Origin of the sequence: Mycobacterium sp. G7A2 (assembly GCF_041902445.1) — a bacterium.
Lineage (GTDB): Bacteria > Actinomycetota > Actinomycetes > Mycobacteriales > Mycobacteriaceae > Mycobacterium.
In genome coordinates this window covers 3,472,040-3,488,387 of the sequence record NZ_CP169251.1, presented here as the reverse complement: position 1 = coordinate 3,488,387, position 16,348 = coordinate 3,472,040, and the positions used below count along the sequence as shown (strand labels likewise).

Annotated in this window: 14 protein-coding genes; 13 read left to right on the top strand and 1 reads right to left on the bottom strand. The window is 68.9% G+C overall.

The annotated features are described in order from the left end of the window. The first annotated feature begins 51 nt into the window (after window positions 1–51). The 13 genes from pyrR (at window position 52) to ACEWX3_RS16490 (ending at window position 14,822) form a co-directional block, all read left to right on the top strand. The gene (gene pyrR, locus ACEWX3_RS16550; protein WP_374157108.1) at window positions 52–618 is read left to right on the top strand and encodes a bifunctional pyr operon transcriptional regulator/uracil phosphoribosyltransferase PyrR; all 567 of its coding nucleotides are present in this window, start codon (window positions 52–54) and stop codon (window positions 616–618) included. Continuing rightward, window positions 615–1,562, top strand: coding sequence for an aspartate carbamoyltransferase catalytic subunit (locus ACEWX3_RS16545; RefSeq protein WP_374157107.1), 948 nt, complete (start codon window positions 615–617; stop codon window positions 1,560–1,562). The genes pyrR and ACEWX3_RS16545 overlap by 4 nt, the downstream gene beginning before the upstream one ends. Then, window positions 1,559–2,851 carry a dihydroorotase gene (locus tag ACEWX3_RS16540; RefSeq protein WP_221357026.1) on the top strand — a complete coding sequence of 431 codons (1,293 nt, stop codon included), beginning with the start codon at window positions 1,559–1,561 and terminating at the stop codon, window positions 2,849–2,851. The genes ACEWX3_RS16545 and ACEWX3_RS16540 overlap by 4 nt, the downstream gene beginning before the upstream one ends. Then, window positions 2,848–3,390, top strand: coding sequence for a transporter (locus tag ACEWX3_RS16535; protein WP_221357024.1), 543 nt, complete (start codon window positions 2,848–2,850; stop codon window positions 3,388–3,390). The genes ACEWX3_RS16540 and ACEWX3_RS16535 overlap by 4 nt, the downstream gene beginning before the upstream one ends. After that, window positions 3,387–4,514 carry a glutamine-hydrolyzing carbamoyl-phosphate synthase small subunit gene (gene carA / locus ACEWX3_RS16530; protein ID WP_207069398.1) on the top strand — a complete coding sequence of 376 codons (1,128 nt, stop codon included), beginning with the start codon at window positions 3,387–3,389 and terminating at the stop codon, window positions 4,512–4,514. Before ACEWX3_RS16535 ends, carA begins: the two co-directional genes overlap by 4 nt. A 77-nt stretch (window positions 4,515–4,591) precedes the next feature. Further along, entirely contained in the window at window positions 4,592–7,930 is a 3,339-nt protein-coding gene (carB, locus tag ACEWX3_RS16525) for a carbamoyl-phosphate synthase large subunit (RefSeq protein ID WP_207069397.1), read from the top strand. Between the two features lie 2 nt (window positions 7,931–7,932). Next, entirely contained in the window at window positions 7,933–8,748 is an 816-nt protein-coding gene (gene pyrF, locus ACEWX3_RS16520) for an orotidine-5'-phosphate decarboxylase (RefSeq protein ID WP_221357020.1), read from the top strand. Window positions 8,749–9,218: 470 nt separating this feature from the next. Beyond that, the gene (gene mihF / locus ACEWX3_RS16515) at window positions 9,219–9,536 is read left to right on the top strand and encodes an integration host factor, actinobacterial type (RefSeq protein WP_152517006.1); all 318 of its coding nucleotides are present in this window, start codon (window positions 9,219–9,221) and stop codon (window positions 9,534–9,536) included. Window positions 9,537–9,545: 9 nt separating this feature from the next. Next, window positions 9,546–10,166: a guanylate kinase gene (gmk, locus tag ACEWX3_RS16510; protein WP_207066438.1), complete on the top strand. Its 621-nt coding sequence runs from the start codon at window positions 9,546–9,548 to the stop codon at window positions 10,164–10,166. Between the two features lie 57 nt (window positions 10,167–10,223). Next, complete coding sequence (gene rpoZ / locus ACEWX3_RS16505) at window positions 10,224–10,535, top strand: DNA-directed RNA polymerase subunit omega (protein WP_221357291.1); 312 nt, start codon at window positions 10,224–10,226, stop codon at window positions 10,533–10,535. Between the two features lie 9 nt (window positions 10,536–10,544). Beyond that, window positions 10,545–11,792 carry a bifunctional phosphopantothenoylcysteine decarboxylase/phosphopantothenate--cysteine ligase CoaBC gene (gene coaBC / locus ACEWX3_RS16500; RefSeq protein WP_207066437.1) on the top strand — a complete coding sequence of 416 codons (1,248 nt, stop codon included), beginning with the start codon at window positions 10,545–10,547 and terminating at the stop codon, window positions 11,790–11,792. 103 nt (window positions 11,793–11,895) lie between these two features. Beyond that, a complete protein-coding gene (metK, locus tag ACEWX3_RS16495; protein ID WP_221357018.1) occupies window positions 11,896–13,104 on the top strand; it encodes a methionine adenosyltransferase in 1,209 nt (402 codons plus the stop codon). 125 nt (window positions 13,105–13,229) lie between these two features. Then, window positions 13,230–14,822, top strand: coding sequence for a threonine/serine exporter ThrE family protein (locus ACEWX3_RS16490; protein ID WP_207066425.1), 1,593 nt, complete (start codon window positions 13,230–13,232; stop codon window positions 14,820–14,822). A gap of 14 nt (window positions 14,823–14,836) precedes the next feature. On the opposite strand, the gene ACEWX3_RS16485 is transcribed toward ACEWX3_RS16490, so the two are convergent. Continuing rightward, window positions 14,837–16,345, bottom strand: coding sequence for a flavin-containing monooxygenase (locus ACEWX3_RS16485; RefSeq protein WP_374157106.1), 1,509 nt, complete (start codon window positions 16,343–16,345; stop codon window positions 14,837–14,839). Between the last annotated feature and the right edge of the window lie 3 nt (window positions 16,346–16,348).

Sequence of the window (16,348 nt, the reverse complement as noted above, 5' to 3'; positions counted from 1 at the left end):
GCATCCTTTAACGGCCGTCCGGTGAGGCGGAGAAGGAGGTCCGGGTCGCACGTGGCTGCCACTGACCGGGAGTTGATGTCCGCAGCGGACGTCAGTCGCACGATCGCTCGCATCGCGCACCAGATCATCGAGAAGACGGCAGTCGACGGACCCGACGGCCCCCGCGTCATCCTGTTGGGCATCCCCACCCGTGGCGTCACTCTGGCCACCCGATTGGCCCGCAACATCGCCGAATTCAGCGGTACCGACGTCGCCCACGGCGCGTTGGACATCACGCTCTACCGCGACGACCTGATGAGCAAGCCGCCTCGCGCGCTCGCTGCCACCTCCATTCCCGAGGGCGGCATCGACGGCGCGCTGGTCGTGCTCGTCGACGACGTGTTGTACTCGGGCCGCTCGGTCCGTTCCGCGCTGGATGCGCTGCGCGACATCGGGCGTCCCCGCACGGTCCAACTGGCGGTGCTCGTCGACCGCGGTCATCGGGAGCTACCGATCCGGGCCGACTACGTCGGCAAGAACGTGCCGACGTCACGCAGCGAGAACGTCAAGGTCCGATTGACCGAAGACGACGGCTACGACGGCGTCCACATCGCACCGTACGGAGGTCCCCCGAGGTGAAACACCTGCTGGCCGCGGCCGACCTCAGCCGCGACGACGCCATCGCGATCCTCGACAACGCCGACCGGTTCCGCGAAGCGCTGATCGGCCGCGAGGTCAAGAAGCTGCCCACCCTGCGGGGGCGCACCATCATCACGATGTTCTACGAGAACTCCACCCGGACCCGGGTGTCGTTCGAGGTCGCGGGCAAGTGGATGAGTGCCGACGTCATCAACGTCAGCGCTTCGGGATCCTCTGTCGCCAAAGGGGAGTCGTTGCGCGACACCGCGCTGACGCTGCGGGCGGCCGGCGCCGACGCGCTGATCGTGCGTCACCCCGCCTCGGGCGCGGCGCAGCAACTGGCCGAGTGGACGCGCGACGAGCACGGTGGCCCGAGTGTGATCAACGCCGGTGACGGCACCCACGAGCACCCCACCCAGGCGCTGCTGGACGCACTGACCATCCGGCAGCGGCTCGGCGGCATCGAGGGCAAGCGGGTGGTGATCGTCGGCGACGTGCTGCACAGCCGCGTGGCCCGCTCCAACGTGGCGCTGCTGCACACGCTCGGCGCGGAAGTGGTGCTGGTCGCCCCACCCACGCTGCTCCCCGTCGGCGTCGGCGGCTGGCCGGTCACGGTGTCCCACGACATCGACGCGGAACTGCCGCTGGCCGACGCGGTGTTGATGCTGCGGGTGCAGGCCGAACGGATGAACGGGGGCTTCTTCCCCTCCTCGCGGGAGTATTCCGTGCGTTACGGCCTGTCGGACAAGCGCCACACCATGCTGGCCGACCACGCCGTGGTGCTGCACCCCGGACCGATGCTGCGCGGCATGGAGATCGCCTATTCGGTGGCCGACTCGCCGCAATCGGCGGTCCTGCAACAGGTTTCCAACGGCGTGCACGTCCGGATGGCGGTGCTGTTCCACCTGCTGGTCGGAGCTGAAGAAGGGGCGATCAGCGCATGACGATTCTGCTGAGAGGCGTTCGGCTCTACGGCGAGGGCGACGAGGTCGACGTCGCCGTCGACGACGGACAGATCGCCGCGATCGGTGCCGGACTGGACGTGCCCGCCGACGCCGACATCATCGACGCGCGGGGGCAGGTGCTGCTGCCCGGCTTCGTGGATCTGCACACCCACCTGCGTGAGCCCGGTCGCGAATACGCCGAGGACATCGAAACCGGCTCGGCGGCAGCTGCTCTCGGCGGGTTCACCGCGGTGTTCGCCATGGCCAACACCGATCCGGTCGCCGACTCGGCGGTGGTCACCGACCACGTGTGGAGCCGCGGTCAACAGGTCGGGCTGGTCGACGTGCACCCCGTGGGCGCCGTGACGATCGGACTCAAGGGCAAGCAGCTCACCGAGATGGGGCTCATGGCCGCCGGTGTCGGCAGGGTGCGGATGTTCTCCGACGACGGCCTGTGCGTCGAGGACCCGCTGGTGATGCGCCGCGCGCTGGAATACGCGTCCGGGCTCGGCGTGCTCATCGCCCAGCACGCCGAAGAGCCCCGGCTGACCGTCGGCGCCGTCGCCCATGAGGGACCCAACGCGGCGCGCCTGGGGTTGGCGGGCTGGCCGCGGGCGGCCGAGGAGTCGATCGTCGCGCGGGATGCGTTGCTGGCCCGCGATGCCGGCGCGCGCGTGCACATCTGCCATGCGTCGACCGCAGGCACGGTGGAACTGCTCCGATGGGCCAGGTCGCAGGGAATCTCCATCACCGCCGAGGTCACCCCGCACCACCTGCTGCTCGACGATTCCCGGTTGAACACCTACGACGGTGTCAACCGGGTCAACCCACCGCTGCGGGAAGCCAGTGACGCCGTCGCGTTACGCCAGGCCCTCGCCGACGGCGTGATCGATTGCGTGGCCACCGACCACGCCCCGCACGGGACGCACGAGAAGTGCTGCGAGTTCGCCAACGCCCGACCCGGCATGCTCGGTTTGCAGACCGCGCTCTCGGTCGTCGCCGAGACGATGGTGAACCCGGGGCTACTGACCTGGCGGGACGTGGCCAGGGTGATGAGCGAGGCGCCGGCCCGAATCGTCGGTCTGCCCGACCAGGGCAGGCCGCTGGAGGTCGGGGAACCGGCGAACCTCACGGTGATCGACCCGTCGGCGACGTGGACGGTGCACGGCCCCGCGTTGGCCAGCCGCTCGGACAACACGCCCTACGAGGCGATGGAGCTTCCGGCGACGGTGACCGCGACGTTGTTGCGGGGCACGGTGACCGCCCGGGACGGAAAGGTCGGCGCGTGAACACCGGGACGCTGGTGACCACGCTGGTGATGGCTGCCGTGGTGGCGATCCTGATCGCGGTGCTGATCCAGGCCATGATGCGGGGCTGGCGGCACCGGGCCGAGCGGCAGGCCCAGATCATCGGCGCTCTGCCGCCGCTACCCGACACCGTGGGTCCGGCGCTGGTCGCGCCCACCAAGGGTCTCTACGTCGGCAGCACGTTGGTGCCGCACTGGAACGACCGGGTCGCCGCCGCGGATCTGGGCTTTCGCGCCAAGGCGGTGCTGACCCGCTACCCCGAGGGAATCATGTTGCAGCGCAGCGGTGCCGGGCCCATCTGGATTCCCGACGACGCGATCGCCGACATCCGCACCGAGCGCAACCTGGCGGGGAAGGTGATCCCCGGAGGTAAGAGGAAAGCGAACGGGGGCAAGACACAGTCGCACGAGGGCATTCTCGCGATCCGCTGGCGGCTGCCGTCGGGCACGGAGATCGACACCGGGTTCCGCGCCGACAACCGTGGCGACTATTCGAAATGGATTCCGGAGGAGGTTTCATGACCGGACAGAAAGCGCTGCTCGTGCTCGAGGACGGCCGCGTGTTCACCGGCCGTCCGTTCGGGGCCGTCGGGCAGACCCTCGGCGAGGCGGTGTTCTCCACCGGCATGTCGGGCTATCAGGAGACGCTGACCGACCCGAGCTATCACCGCCAGATCGTGATCGCGACCGCGCCCCAGATCGGCAACACCGGATGGAATCTCGAGGACAGCGAGAGCCGCGGTGACAAGATCTGGGTGGCCGGCTACGCCGTGCGCGATCCGTCGCCGCGGGCCTCGAACTGGCGGGCCACCGGCACACTCGACGACGAACTGGACCGCCAGGGCGTCGTCGGCGTCTCCGGCATCGACACCCGCGCCGTCGTGCGGCATCTGCGCAGCCGCGGCTCGATGAAAGCCGGTGTGTTCAGCGGCGCGGCAGCCGAGGCGCCCGTCGACGAGCTGGTCGACCGGGTCCGCCATCAGGAGCCGATGCTGGGAGCCGACCTGGCGGGCGAAGTCAGCACCGACGACGCCTACGTCGTCGAGCCGGAGGGTGGCGAACGGTTCACGGTGGTAGCGCTGGATCTCGGCATCAAGACCAACACGCCCCGTAACTTCGCCGCCCGCGGAGTGCGCTGCCGGGTGCTGCCGTCCTCGGCGTCGTTCGCCGAGATCGCCGACCTGAAGCCCGACGGTGTCTTCCTGTCCAACGGGCCGGGCGACCCGGCCACCGCCGATCACGTGGTCGGCGTGACGCGCGACGTGCTCGGTGCCGGGATCCCGCTGTTCGGTATCTGTTTCGGCAACCAGATCCTGGGCCGCGCGCTGGGCCGCGACACCTACAAGATGGTGTTCGGGCACCGCGGCATCAACATCCCGGTGATCGATCACGCCACCGGGCGGGTGGCCATCACCGCGCAGAACCACGGATTCGCCCTCGAAGGTGAGGCGGGGGAGCAGTTCGACACCCCGTTCGGCCGTGCCGAGATCAGCCACACCTGCGCCAACGACGGCACCGTCGAAGGGGTTCGGCTTCTCGACGGCAAGGCGTTCTCGGTGCAGTACCACCCTGAGGCGGCCGCCGGACCGCGTGACGCGGCGTACCTGTTCGACCAGTTCGTCGACCTCATGGCGGACAACACGTGACCGCGAGCGTGCGGTCCTGCACAGATTCGCGCGGCGTGTCGGGTACCGATACGCGCGCTCGCGGAGAGGGGAAGTAAATGCCGCGTCGCACAGACCTCAACCATGTCCTGGTGATCGGCTCCGGGCCGATCATCATCGGGCAGGCCTGCGAGTTCGACTACTCCGGCACCCAGGCCTGTCGCGTGCTGCGGGCCGAGGGCCTGCAGGTCAGCTTGGTGAACTCCAACCCGGCGACGATCATGACCGATCCGGAGTTCGCCGACCACACCTACGTCGAGCCGATCACCGCCGACTTCGTGGAGCGGGTGATCGCCCAGCAGGCCGAGCGCGGCAACAAGATCGACGCGCTGCTGGCCACCCTCGGCGGTCAGACCGCGCTGAACACCGCGGTCAAGCTCTACGAGAACGGTGTCCTGGACAAGTACGGTGTCGAGCTGATCGGCGCGGACTTCGAGGCGATCCAGCGAGGTGAGGACCGGCAGAAGTTCAAGGACATCGTCGCCAAGGTGGGCGGTGAATCCGCCCGCAGCCGTGTCTGTTACACGATGGACGAGGTGCACGAGACGGTCGCCGACCTCGGTCTGCCCGTGGTGGTGCGGCCGAGTTTCACGATGGGCGGCCTCGGTTCGGGCATGGCGTATTCGGCCGAGGACATCGAGCGGATGGCCGGTGACGGCCTCACCGCGTCGCCGTCGGCGAACGTGCTGATCGAGGAATCGATCTACGGCTGGAAGGAATACGAACTCGAGCTGATGCGCGACGGTCACGACAACGTCGTGGTGGTGTGCTCGATCGAGAACGTCGACCCGATGGGCGTGCACACCGGTGATTCGGTGACCGTGGCACCGGCGATGACGTTGACCGACCGTGAATACCAGACCATGCGCACGCTGGGCATCGACATCTTGCGCGAGGTCGGAGTGGACACCGGTGGCTGCAACATCCAGTTCGCCGTCAACCCAGCAGACGGCCGGCTCATCGTCATCGAGATGAACCCGCGGGTGTCGCGCTCCAGCGCGCTGGCCTCCAAGGCCACCGGGTTTCCGATCGCCAAGATCGCCGCGAAGCTGGCCATCGGCTACACGCTCGACGAGATCGTCAACGACATCACCAAGGAAACCCCGGCCTGTTTCGAGCCCACCCTGGACTACGTCGTGGTCAAGGCGCCGAGGTTCGCGTTCGAGAAGTTCCCCGGCGCCGACACCACGCTGACCACCGCGATGAAGTCGGTCGGCGAGGCGATGTCGCTGGGCCGCAACTTCGTCGAGGCGCTGGGCAAGGTGATGCGCTCTCTGGAGACCAGCCGCACCGGGTTCTGGACCGGCCCCGATCCCGACCTCGACGTCAGCGAGGTGCTGGCGCGGCTGCGGACCCCGACCGACGGACGGCTCTACGACATCGAATACGCGCTGCGGCTGGGGGCCGGGGTGGACGAGGTGGCGCGCGCCTCCGGGGTCGACCCGTGGTTCGTCGAGCAGATATCCGGGTTGGTGGAGTTGCGCGCCGAGCTGATCGACGCCCCGGTGCTCACCGAGGAGCTGCTGCGTTACAGCAAGTACAGCGGCCTGTCCGATCGCCAGATCGCCGCGGTGCGACCCGAACTGGCCGGCGAGGCGGGTGTGCGGGCGCTGCGCCGGCGCCTCGGCATCCACCCGGTGTTCAAGACCGTCGACACCTGCGCCGCGGAGTTCGAGGCCAAGACGCCGTATCACTACAGCAGCTACGAGCTGGATCCAGCGGCCGAGACGGAGGTCGCGCCCCAGGCCGAACGGCCCAAGGTGCTCATCCTGGGGTCCGGACCCAACCGCATCGGCCAGGGCATCGAGTTCGACTACAGCTGTGTGCACGCCGCGACCACGCTGAGCGCCGCGGGCTTCGAGACGATCATGGTCAACTGCAACCCGGAAACGGTGTCGACGGACTACGACACCGCCGACCGGCTGTACTTCGAGCCGTTGACCTTCGAGGACGTGCTCGAGGTCTTCTTCGCCGAGCAGTCCTCGGGTCGCGGCGGACCCGGCGTCGTCGGTGTCATCGTCCAGCTCGGCGGGCAGACGCCGCTCGGGCTGGCCGAGCGGCTGGAGAAGGCCGGTGTGCCGATCGTGGGCACCCTGCCCGAGGCGATCGATCTCGCCGAGGACCGCGGCCGCTTCGGCGAGGTGCTCACCAACGCCGGCCTGCCCGCGCCGCGCTTCGGCACCGCGATCAGCTTCGACCAGGCCCGTCGCATCGCCGCCGACATCGGCTACCCGGTGCTGGTGCGGCCGTCCTACGTGTTGGGCGGGCGCGGCATGGAGATCGTCTACGACGAGGAAAGCCTCGAAGGCTACATCCAGCGCGCCACCGAGTTGTCGCCCGAACATCCGGTGCTGGTCGACCGGTTCCTCGAGGACGCGATCGAGATCGACGTCGACGCGTTGTGCGACGGCACCGAGGTCTACATCGGCGGAATCATGGAGCACATCGAGGAGGCCGGCATCCATTCCGGTGACTCGGCCTGTGCGCTGCCGCCCGTCACGCTGGGCCGCAGTGACATCGAGGCGGTGCGGCGCGCCACCGAGGCGATCGCGTTCGGTGTGGGGGTGGTCGGCCTGCTCAATGTGCAGTACGCGCTCAAGGACGACGTGCTCTACGTGCTGGAGGCCAATCCCCGGGCGAGCCGGACCGTGCCGTTCGTCTCCAAGGCCACCGCGGTCCCGCTGGCCAAGGCGTGTGCCCGGGTGATGCTCGGCGCCACCATCGCGCAGCTGCGCGACGAAGGACTGCTGGCGCGCACCGGGGACGGGGCGACCACACCCCGCAACGCCCCGGTCGCGGTCAAGGAAGCCGTGCTGCCGTTCCACCGGTTCCGCAAATCCGACGGCAGCCAGATCGACTCGCTGCTGGGCCCGGAGATGAAGTCGACCGGCGAGGTCATGGGCATCGATCACGACTTCGGCAGCGCGTTCGCCAAGAGCCAGACCGCGGCCTACGGGTCCCTGCCGACGCAGGGCACGGTGTTCGTGTCGGTGGCCAACCGTGACAAGCGCTCGCTGGTCTTCCCGGTCAAACGCCTGGCCGATCTGGGGTTCCGGGTGATGGCCACCGAAGGCACTGCCGAGATGTTGCGGCGCAACGGGATTCCGTGCGACGAGGTGCGCAAGCACTTCGAGGAACCGAGCGAAACCAACCCGCTTCCCTCGGCGGTGGACGCCATCAAGGCCGGCGAGATCGACATGGTGATCAACACCCCGTACGGCAACTCCGGGCCGCGCATCGACGGCTATGAGATCCGGTCCGCGGCGGTGTCGATGAACATTCCCTGCGTGACGACGGTGCAGGGCGCCTCCGCCGCGGTGCAGGGCATCGAGGCGGGCATCCGCGGCGACATCGGGGTGATGTCACTGCAGGAGCTGCACAGCGCCCTGGGGTCCTGACGGTGAGCGGGTTCGGTGAGCGCCTCGCCGGTGCGATGGCCGAGCGCGGCCCACTGTGCCTGGGCATCGATCCGCACCCCGAACTTCTGCAGGCGTGGGGTCTGGCCGTCGACGCCGACGGATTGGCTCGCTTCAGCGACATCTGCGTCGCCGCGTTCGGCGCTGCCGCCGTGGTCAAGCCGCAGGTGGCGTTCTTCGAGGCCTACGGTGCGGCCGGGTTCGCCGTGCTCGAACGCACGATCGGCGCGCTGCGTGACGCCGGGGTGCTGGTGCTCGCCGACGCCAAGCGGGGCGACATCGGTTCCACGATGGCCGCCTACGCCCAGGCGTGGGCGGGTGACTCGCCGTTGGCGGCCGACGCGGTGACCGCGTCGCCCTACCTCGGGTTCGGGTCGCTGCGGCCGCTGCTGGACACCGCCGCCGATCACGACCGCGGCGTGTTCGTGCTGGCGGCCACCTCCAATCCGGAGGGGGCGGGCGTGCAGCGGGCGCGGGCGGGGGAGCGCACCGTCGCGCAGACCATCGTCGACGCCGCCGCGGAGGTCAACACCGGCGAGCGGTACGGCAGCGTCGGCGTCGTGGTCGGCGCCACGCTGAGTGATCCACCCGATGTGAGCGCCCTCAACGGGCCCGTTCTGGTGCCCGGCGTCGGCGCCCAGGGCGGCCGTCCGGAGGCGCTGGCCGGTCTCGGCGGCGCCCACCCCGGCCAGTTGCTGCCCGCGGTCTCGCGCGAGGTCCTGCGCGCGGGTCCCGAGGTGGCCGATCTGGCCGCCGCCGCCGCACGCATGCGCGACGCGGTCGCCCACCTGGCCGGGTAGTGATACCGGCGGCCCAGCCGCAGGTCAGAGATCCAGGACACCGTCGTTGGTCTGTGCCGACCGGCCGGATCGCCCCGTCGGGTGATGCCGCGCGCCATGTGCGTCTCAGCGGGTCCGGCACGACACGCCCGACACGCGATGACCAGCGAAAATTTCTCGGCGAAGCGCCCGCGGACCGGGTACGAGGACGGCCGTCGTGCCGCGTCGATCGCCCGGGATTGCGACGATCGGCGAATGCCCTTGATATGCAGGCCCTTTGGCTGAGAACAGGGTTGCCGCGACGGTGGCGCGACGTTGCTGGGAAAACGCTGTGACCGCGCCGTCGCGCCCTACACGCTGGGCTTTTGATACGCCAACCGGGGGGTGGGGTTAGCTTTCGTCAGTCCACGTGGGTACGGTCGTCCACGCTGGCTGGTTCGTGATGGATCAGTCGAGACAAATCAGTTGATGGTGATGAATCGGAGGATCCCGTGGCCCTTCCCCAGTTGACCGACGAACAGCGCGCGGCAGCGTTGGAGAAGGCTGCTGCCGCACGTCGAGCGCGAGCCGAGCTCAAGGACCGGCTCAAGCGCGGCGGCACCAACCTCAAGCAGGTGCTCCAGGACGCCGAGACCGACGAGGTCTTGGGCAAGATGAAGGTGTCAGCGCTCCTCGAGGCGCTGCCCAAGGTCGGCAAGGTCAAGGCTCAGGAGATCATGACCGAGCTCGAGATCGCCCCTACCCGCCGGCTGCGCGGCCTGGGTGATCGTCAGCGCAAGGCCCTGCTGGAAAAGTTCGACTTCTCGTAAAGGGAGGTCGTGATCGAAGGCGGAGGGCCGGACCGCGGCGTCGGGGCGCTTCAGGCTCCGGTCGTCGTGCTGTCCGGCCCGTCTGCCGTCGGGAAGTCCAGCGTGGTGCGATGCCTGCGGGAACGGGTCGCTGACCTGTACTTCAGCGTGTCGGTCACCACGCGGGCGCCGCGACCCGGCGAGGTGGACGGAGTCGACTACACCTTCGTGACGCCCGAACGATTCCAGCAGCTCATCGACGATGGTGCGCTGCTGGAGTGGGCCGAGATCCATGGGGGCCTGCACCGGTCGGGAACACCCGCCGAGCCGGTGCGGTCTGCGGCGGCGGCCGGTCGGCCCGTGCTCATCGAGGTGGATCTCGCCGGTGCGCGGGCGGTGAAGCGGGCGATGCCCGAGGCCGTGTCGGTGTTCCTGGCGCCGCCGGACTGGGCTGCGCTGGAAGCGCGGCTCATCGGCCGAGGCACCGAATCCGCCGACGTGATGGCCCGCCGACTGCAGACGGCGCGCGCTGAACTGGCCGCCCAGGGTGATTTCGACGAGGTCGTCGTCAACAGCCAGTTGGAATCGGCCTGCGCGGAATTGGTATCCTTGCTGGTGGCCCACACGTCGGTGCCGCGCGACCGCCTCTGATCGCCCCCCGATGTGTTCATGACAAGCCTAACCGCCAAGCGCCAGGAGAACTTCTACGTGAGCACCCCGCACGCCGACACGCGGCCGTCCGTCGAGACCGACGCCGCCGGCGCCCTCGCCTACGACACGCCGCTGGGCATCACCAACCCGCCCATCGACGAGCTGCTGGACCGCGCGTCGAGCAAATATGCGCTGGTGATCTACGCCGCCAAGCGCGCGCGGCAGATCAACGACTACTACAACCAGCTCGGCGACGGAATCCTCGAGTACGTCGGACCGCTGGTCGAGCCCGGACTGCAGGAGAAGCCGCTCTCGATCGCCATGCGCGAGATCCACGAAGATCTGCTCGAGCACACCGAGGGCGAGTAGCCAGGGCTGATGCAGCGCAAACGGATCATCGTCGGTGTCGCCGGCGGTATCGCCGCCTACAAGGCGGCCACGGTGGTCCGTCAGCTCACCGAAGCGGGTCACTCGGTCCGGGTGGTGCCCACCGAGTCCGCGCTGAAATTCGTCGGAGCGGCGACCTTCGAGGCGCTCTCCGGTAACCCCGTGCACACCGGGGTGTTCGACGACGTGCACGAGGTCCCCCACGTGCGGATCGGGCAGGCCGCCGATCTCGTCGTGGTCGCCCCGGCCACCGCCGACCTGCTGGCGCGCGCGGCCATCGGCCGCGCCGACGACCTGCTGACGGCGACGTTGCTCACCGCACGCTGCCCGGTGCTGTTCGCCCCTGCGATGCACACCGAGATGTGGCTGCATCCGGCCACCGTCGACAACGTCGCCACGCTGCGCCGACGCGGCGCGGTGGTGATGGAACCCGCTTCGGGCCGACTGACCGGCGCCGACACCGGCCCCGGTCGGTTGCCCGAAGCCGAAGAGATCAGCACGCTGTCCCAGCTGCTGCTCGCCCGCCCCGAGGGGCTGCCGTTCGACCTGTCCGGCGTCAAGGTGCTGGTCACCGCCGGTGGCACCCGCGAGCCCATCGACCCGGTCCGCTTCATCGGCAACCGCAGTTCGGGTAAGCAGGGCTACGCGATGGCGCGCGTGATGGCCCAGCGTGGCGCCGACGTGACCCTGGTCGCGGGCAACACCGCCGGTCTGATCGACCCTGCCGGTGTGCACGTCGTGCACGTGGGTTCGGCTGCCCAGCTTCGCGACGCCGTCTCCAAGTACGCGCCTGACTCCCATGTGCTGGTGATGGCGGCCGCCGTGGCCGACTTCCGGCCCGCCAACCAGGCCACCAGCAAGATCAAGAAGGGCCCCGCAGGCGAGGGCGAGCCGACCATCGAGCTGGTGCGCAACGACGACGTGCTCGCCGGAGCGGTGCGGGCCCGCAGCGACGGGCAACTGCCCAACATGAAGGCCATCGTCGGATTCGCGGCCGAGACCGGCGACGCCAACGGCGACGTGCTCTTCCACGCCCGCGCGAAACTGCAGCGCAAAGGCTGCGATCTGTTGGTCGTCAACGCAGTGGGAGAGAACCGTGCATTCGAGGTCGACCACAACGACGGTTGGCTGTTGGCCGCCGACGGGGCGGAGTCGGCGCTGGAGCACGGTTCGAAGACTGTGATCGCCAGCCGTATTGTGGACGCGATCGTGGCGTTCCTGCACAGCGGCGCCCGTTAGTCCGGGGGGCCATCGGTTCGGGTGGGAACGCCACCCGGTAGAAGTTGACTGAGCATTTACCTGCATGACCTCAATGGTGCGAGCGAGAGGAAAAGGAGCGGACGTGAGCGAAGCCCGGCTGTTTACCAGTGAGTCGGTGACCGAGGGACATCCCGACAAGATCTGCGACGCCATCAGCGACTCGGTGCTCGACGCGCTGCTCGCAGACGACCCCCGGTCCCGGGTCGCGGTGGAGACGCTGGTCACGACCGGCCAGGTGCACGTCGTCGGTGAGGTCACCACGACGGCGAGGAATGCCTTCGCCGACATCACCGACACCGTGCGCAACCGCATCCTCGAGATCGGCTACGACAGCTCCGACAAGGGCTTCGACGGCGAGACCTGCGGCGTGAACATCGGTATCGGCAAGCAGTCGCCCGACATCGCCCAGGGCGTCGACACCGCCCACGAGACGCGCGTCGGCGGCGGCTCCGACCCGCTGGACCTGCAGGGCGCCGGCGATCAGGGCCTGATGTTCGGATACGCCATCTCCGAGACTCCGGAGCTGATGCCGCTGCCGATCGCGCTTGCGCACCGGCTGTCTCGCAAGCTCACCGAAGTCCGCAAGGACGGCACCCTGGGCTACCTGCGACCGGATGGCAAGACCCAGGTGACGGTGCAGTACGACGGCAACAAGCCGGTCCGGCTCGACACCGTCGTGCTGTCGACCCAGCACGCCGACGGCGTCGACCTCGACAACCAGCTCTCGCCCGAGATCAAGCAGCACGTCATCGACGCGGTGCTCGCCGAGCTGGGTCACGACACCATGGACACCTCGGAGCCGCGGCTGCTGGTGAACCCGACCGGCAAGTTCGTGCTCGGTGGCCCGATGGGTGACGCCGGGCTGACGGGCCGCAAGATCATTGTCGACACCTACGGCGGCTGGGCCCGCCACGGCGGCGGTGCATTCTCCGGCAAGGACCCGTCCAAGGTGGACCGCTCGGCGGCCTACGCAATGCGCTGGGTGGCCAAGAACGTCGTCGCCGCCGGTCTCGCCGAGCGCGTCGAGGTGCAGGTCGCCTACGCGATCGGCAAGGCCGCACCCGTCGGCCTGTTCGTCGAGACCTTCGGCTCCGAGACCGTCGACCCGGTCAAGATCGAGAAGGCCATCAGCACGGTGTTCGACCTGCGGCCCGGTGCGATCGTGCGCGATCTGGACCTGCTGCGCCCGATCTACGCGCCGACGGCGGCCTACGGGCACTTCGGCCGCACCGACATCGAGCTGCCGTGGGAGCAGCTGAACAAGGTCGACGACCTCAAGGCCGCGGTCTGACGCTGCGACGAAAGTCACAGCGGCACAGCATTTGTCGAGCTCGGGACGGCTCGGAGCGTGATCCGGACGCGGCACGTCAGTGCCGTCGGCCGGTTTGGGCCTGAGCGCCAGTATTGTGGGCCGCGATGGCTCGAGATCGATCAACCAGCACAACCCGCCTGAACCGGGGTCTGATGGCCTTGCGCGGGCGGCGCGACCCTGCGCCGCTCGCCGGTCAGCGCAGCCGCGCCGCGAACGCGCTGGGCGACCTGCACACCCGCAAGGTCCTGGATCTGACCATCCGGCTCGCCGAAGTCATGTTGTCGTCGGGGTCGGGTACCGCCGACGTGGTGGCCACCGCGCAGGACGTCGCCCGTGCCTATCACCTGACCGACTGTCTCGTCGAGATCTTCGTCACGACGGTGTTCGTCTCGGCTCCGCCGACCGCAGACGGTCCGCCGTTGACCATCGTGCGGTCGGTGAACGCTCGCTCGACCGACTACACGCGCGTGGCCGACCTGGACCGGCTGGTCGGCCGGATCACCTCCGGTGGTGTCACCGTCGACGAGGCCCACCAGGTGATGGACGAGATCTCCGAACAGTCCCACCCGTACCCGCGGTGGCTGTCGACGATGGGCTGGGCGGGTTTCGCGCTGGGCATCGCCCTGCTGTTCGGCGGCACGTGGCTGACCTGCGTCCTGGCGGCGGTCACCGCGGCCGCCATCGATCGGGCCGGCCGACTGCTGAACAAGATCCGGACACCGTTCTTCTTCCAGCACGTGATCGGGGCGATGATCGCGACCCTGGTCGCCGTCGCGGCCTACTTCTTCTTCGGTCTGGGCCCGACCACGCTGGTGGCCACCGGCATCGTCATGCTGCTTGCGGGCATGACGATCGTCGGTGCGATGCAGGACGCCGTGACGGGCTACATGCTCACCGCGGTGACCCGATTGGGCGAGGCGCTGTTTCTCACCGGCGGCATAGTGGTGGGCATCCTGGCCGGACTCCAGGTTGCCGAAATGATCGGTGTCCGAATCGAACTGCACGTCGATGCCACCCGAACCTTCATCGTCCCGAATCAGCCGCTGCCGATCGCGCTCGCGGTGTTCGGCGCGGCCTTCGCCGGCCTGTGCTTCACCATCGCCAGTTACGCGCCCTTACGCTCAGCGCTGACAGCCGGGGTCGTTGCCGGGATGGCCGAGATGGTCCTCATCGGGCTGGGACGAGCCGGCTTCGGCCAGGTGGTGGCCACCGGTATCGCGGCCGTGCTCGTCGGTGTGTTCGCCACGGTGATCTCGATCCGCCGTCAGGCGCCTGCCCTGGTCACCGCGACCGCGGGCATCATGCCGATGCTGCCCGGTCTCGCGGTCTTCCGGGCCGTCTTCTACCTGGCCGTCGACGAGGACTTCGATGACGGTATGCAGCAGCTGTTCTCGGCGGCGGCCGTGGCGCTGGCCCTGGGCGCCGGCGTGGTCCTCGGTGAGTTCATCGGTTCGCCGCTGCGTTACCGCGCCGGACGGCTCGGCGAGTTCCTGCGCGTGGAAGGCCCCCCGGGTATCCGCCGCGCGGTGGGTGCTGTGGTGCACCTGCAGCCCGCCGGCGAGGGCATGACGCTGCGCACCGAGGGGCAACGGTCACGAAGCGTGGCGATGGAACCCGACCTCGGCGGCGACAAGAGTGCCGACGACCCCCAAGAGGACGAGGGGACCTCGTCGGCCAACGGCAACCATCCGGATTGATACGTGGGCCCCTGTCAGGCGCTGAACGCGTAATCGCCGAGGGGGAACCGACGACTGCGCCAATAGGCCTCCACTGTGGTGGTCGGTCGCAGCGGAACGTCGCCGTGCTGGTCGAAATAGTAGCTGTTGGCCAGTCGGCAACTGTCCTGCCAGAAGATCTGGCGGTGCCGCTTTCGCATCATCTCCGCGAAGTAGCGGTCGTTCGCCTCCTGGCGTACCTCGACCCGCGTCGCGCCCTTGGCCCGCGCAGCGGTCACGCAGCGCACGATGTGATGGCTCTGCGCTTCGATCAGCGCGAAATAGGACGACCCGACGTAGCCGTACGGACCGAAGACGGTGAAGTAGTTCGGAAACCCGGGCACGCTGACGCCCTCGTAGGCCTGCAGACGGTTCTCGCTCCAGAACCGGTCCAGGGATGCGCCGTCGGGGCCGAGGACCGGGTACGTCGCCGACGAGTCGTCCGCGCCGGAGAACACCTTGAACCCGGTGGCCAGAATCAGCACGTCCACCTCGTGCTGCGCACCGTCCGCGGTCGTCACGCCCGAGCCGGTGACCGTGGTGATCGGCTCGGTGACGAGGTGGACGTTGTCCCGGTTGAACGTGGCCAGATACGTGTTGTGGAAGCCGGGTCGCTTACAGCCCACCGCGTAACGCGGCGTCAACTTGTCCCGCACCACCGGATCGTGCACCTGCCGGCGCAGATACGCCCGTCCCGCCGCATCCATTCGGCGGGCCAGCGGGTTGATGGTGAAGTACTGGGCGGCCAGCGGAAACGTGAACTCCACGTAGGCCTGGCTGAGCAACCGCTGCACCGCGCCACCCCACGGCAGCCGCATCAGCCACCGCGCCGCCGGGGGCAGCGGCACATCGAGTTTGGGGAAGCACCAGATTGGTGTGCGCTGGAAGACCGTCAGACGATCCACCAGCGGTGCGATCTCCGGGATCACCTGGACCGCCGACGCCCCGGTGCCGATGACGGCCACCCGTTTTCCGCGCAGTTCCAGTGTGTGGTCCCAGCGCGCGGTGTGGACCGTCGTGCCGCCGAACTCCTCGACGCCGGGGATGTCCGGCAGGTTGGGCACCGACAGCACGCCGCAGGCGTTGATCAGGAAGCGGGCGCGGACCTGCTTCTGTCCGCCCGCGGAGTCGAGGTCCAGGACCCAGACGTTGTCGGCGTCGTCGAACGCGGCGGCCTGCACGGTGGTGCCGAAGCGGATCTTCGGCCGCAGGCCGTACTTGTCGACACAGTGGGCGGCGTAGCCGGCCAGCTCGGCGCCGGGTGCGTAGGTCCGCGTCCACTCGGTGCTCTGCTCGAAGGAGAACTGGTAGGAGAACGACGGGATGTCGACCGCGATCCCGGGATAGGTGTTCCAGTACCACGTGCCACCCGGTTGCTCGCCGGCCTCGATGATCAGGTAATCGTGCATCCCGGCGCGGTCGAGCTGGATCGCGGCGCCGATTCCGGAGAACCCGGCACCGACGATGACGACGTCGTGGTCCGGTGCGCGACGCGGTGCGGCCATCGG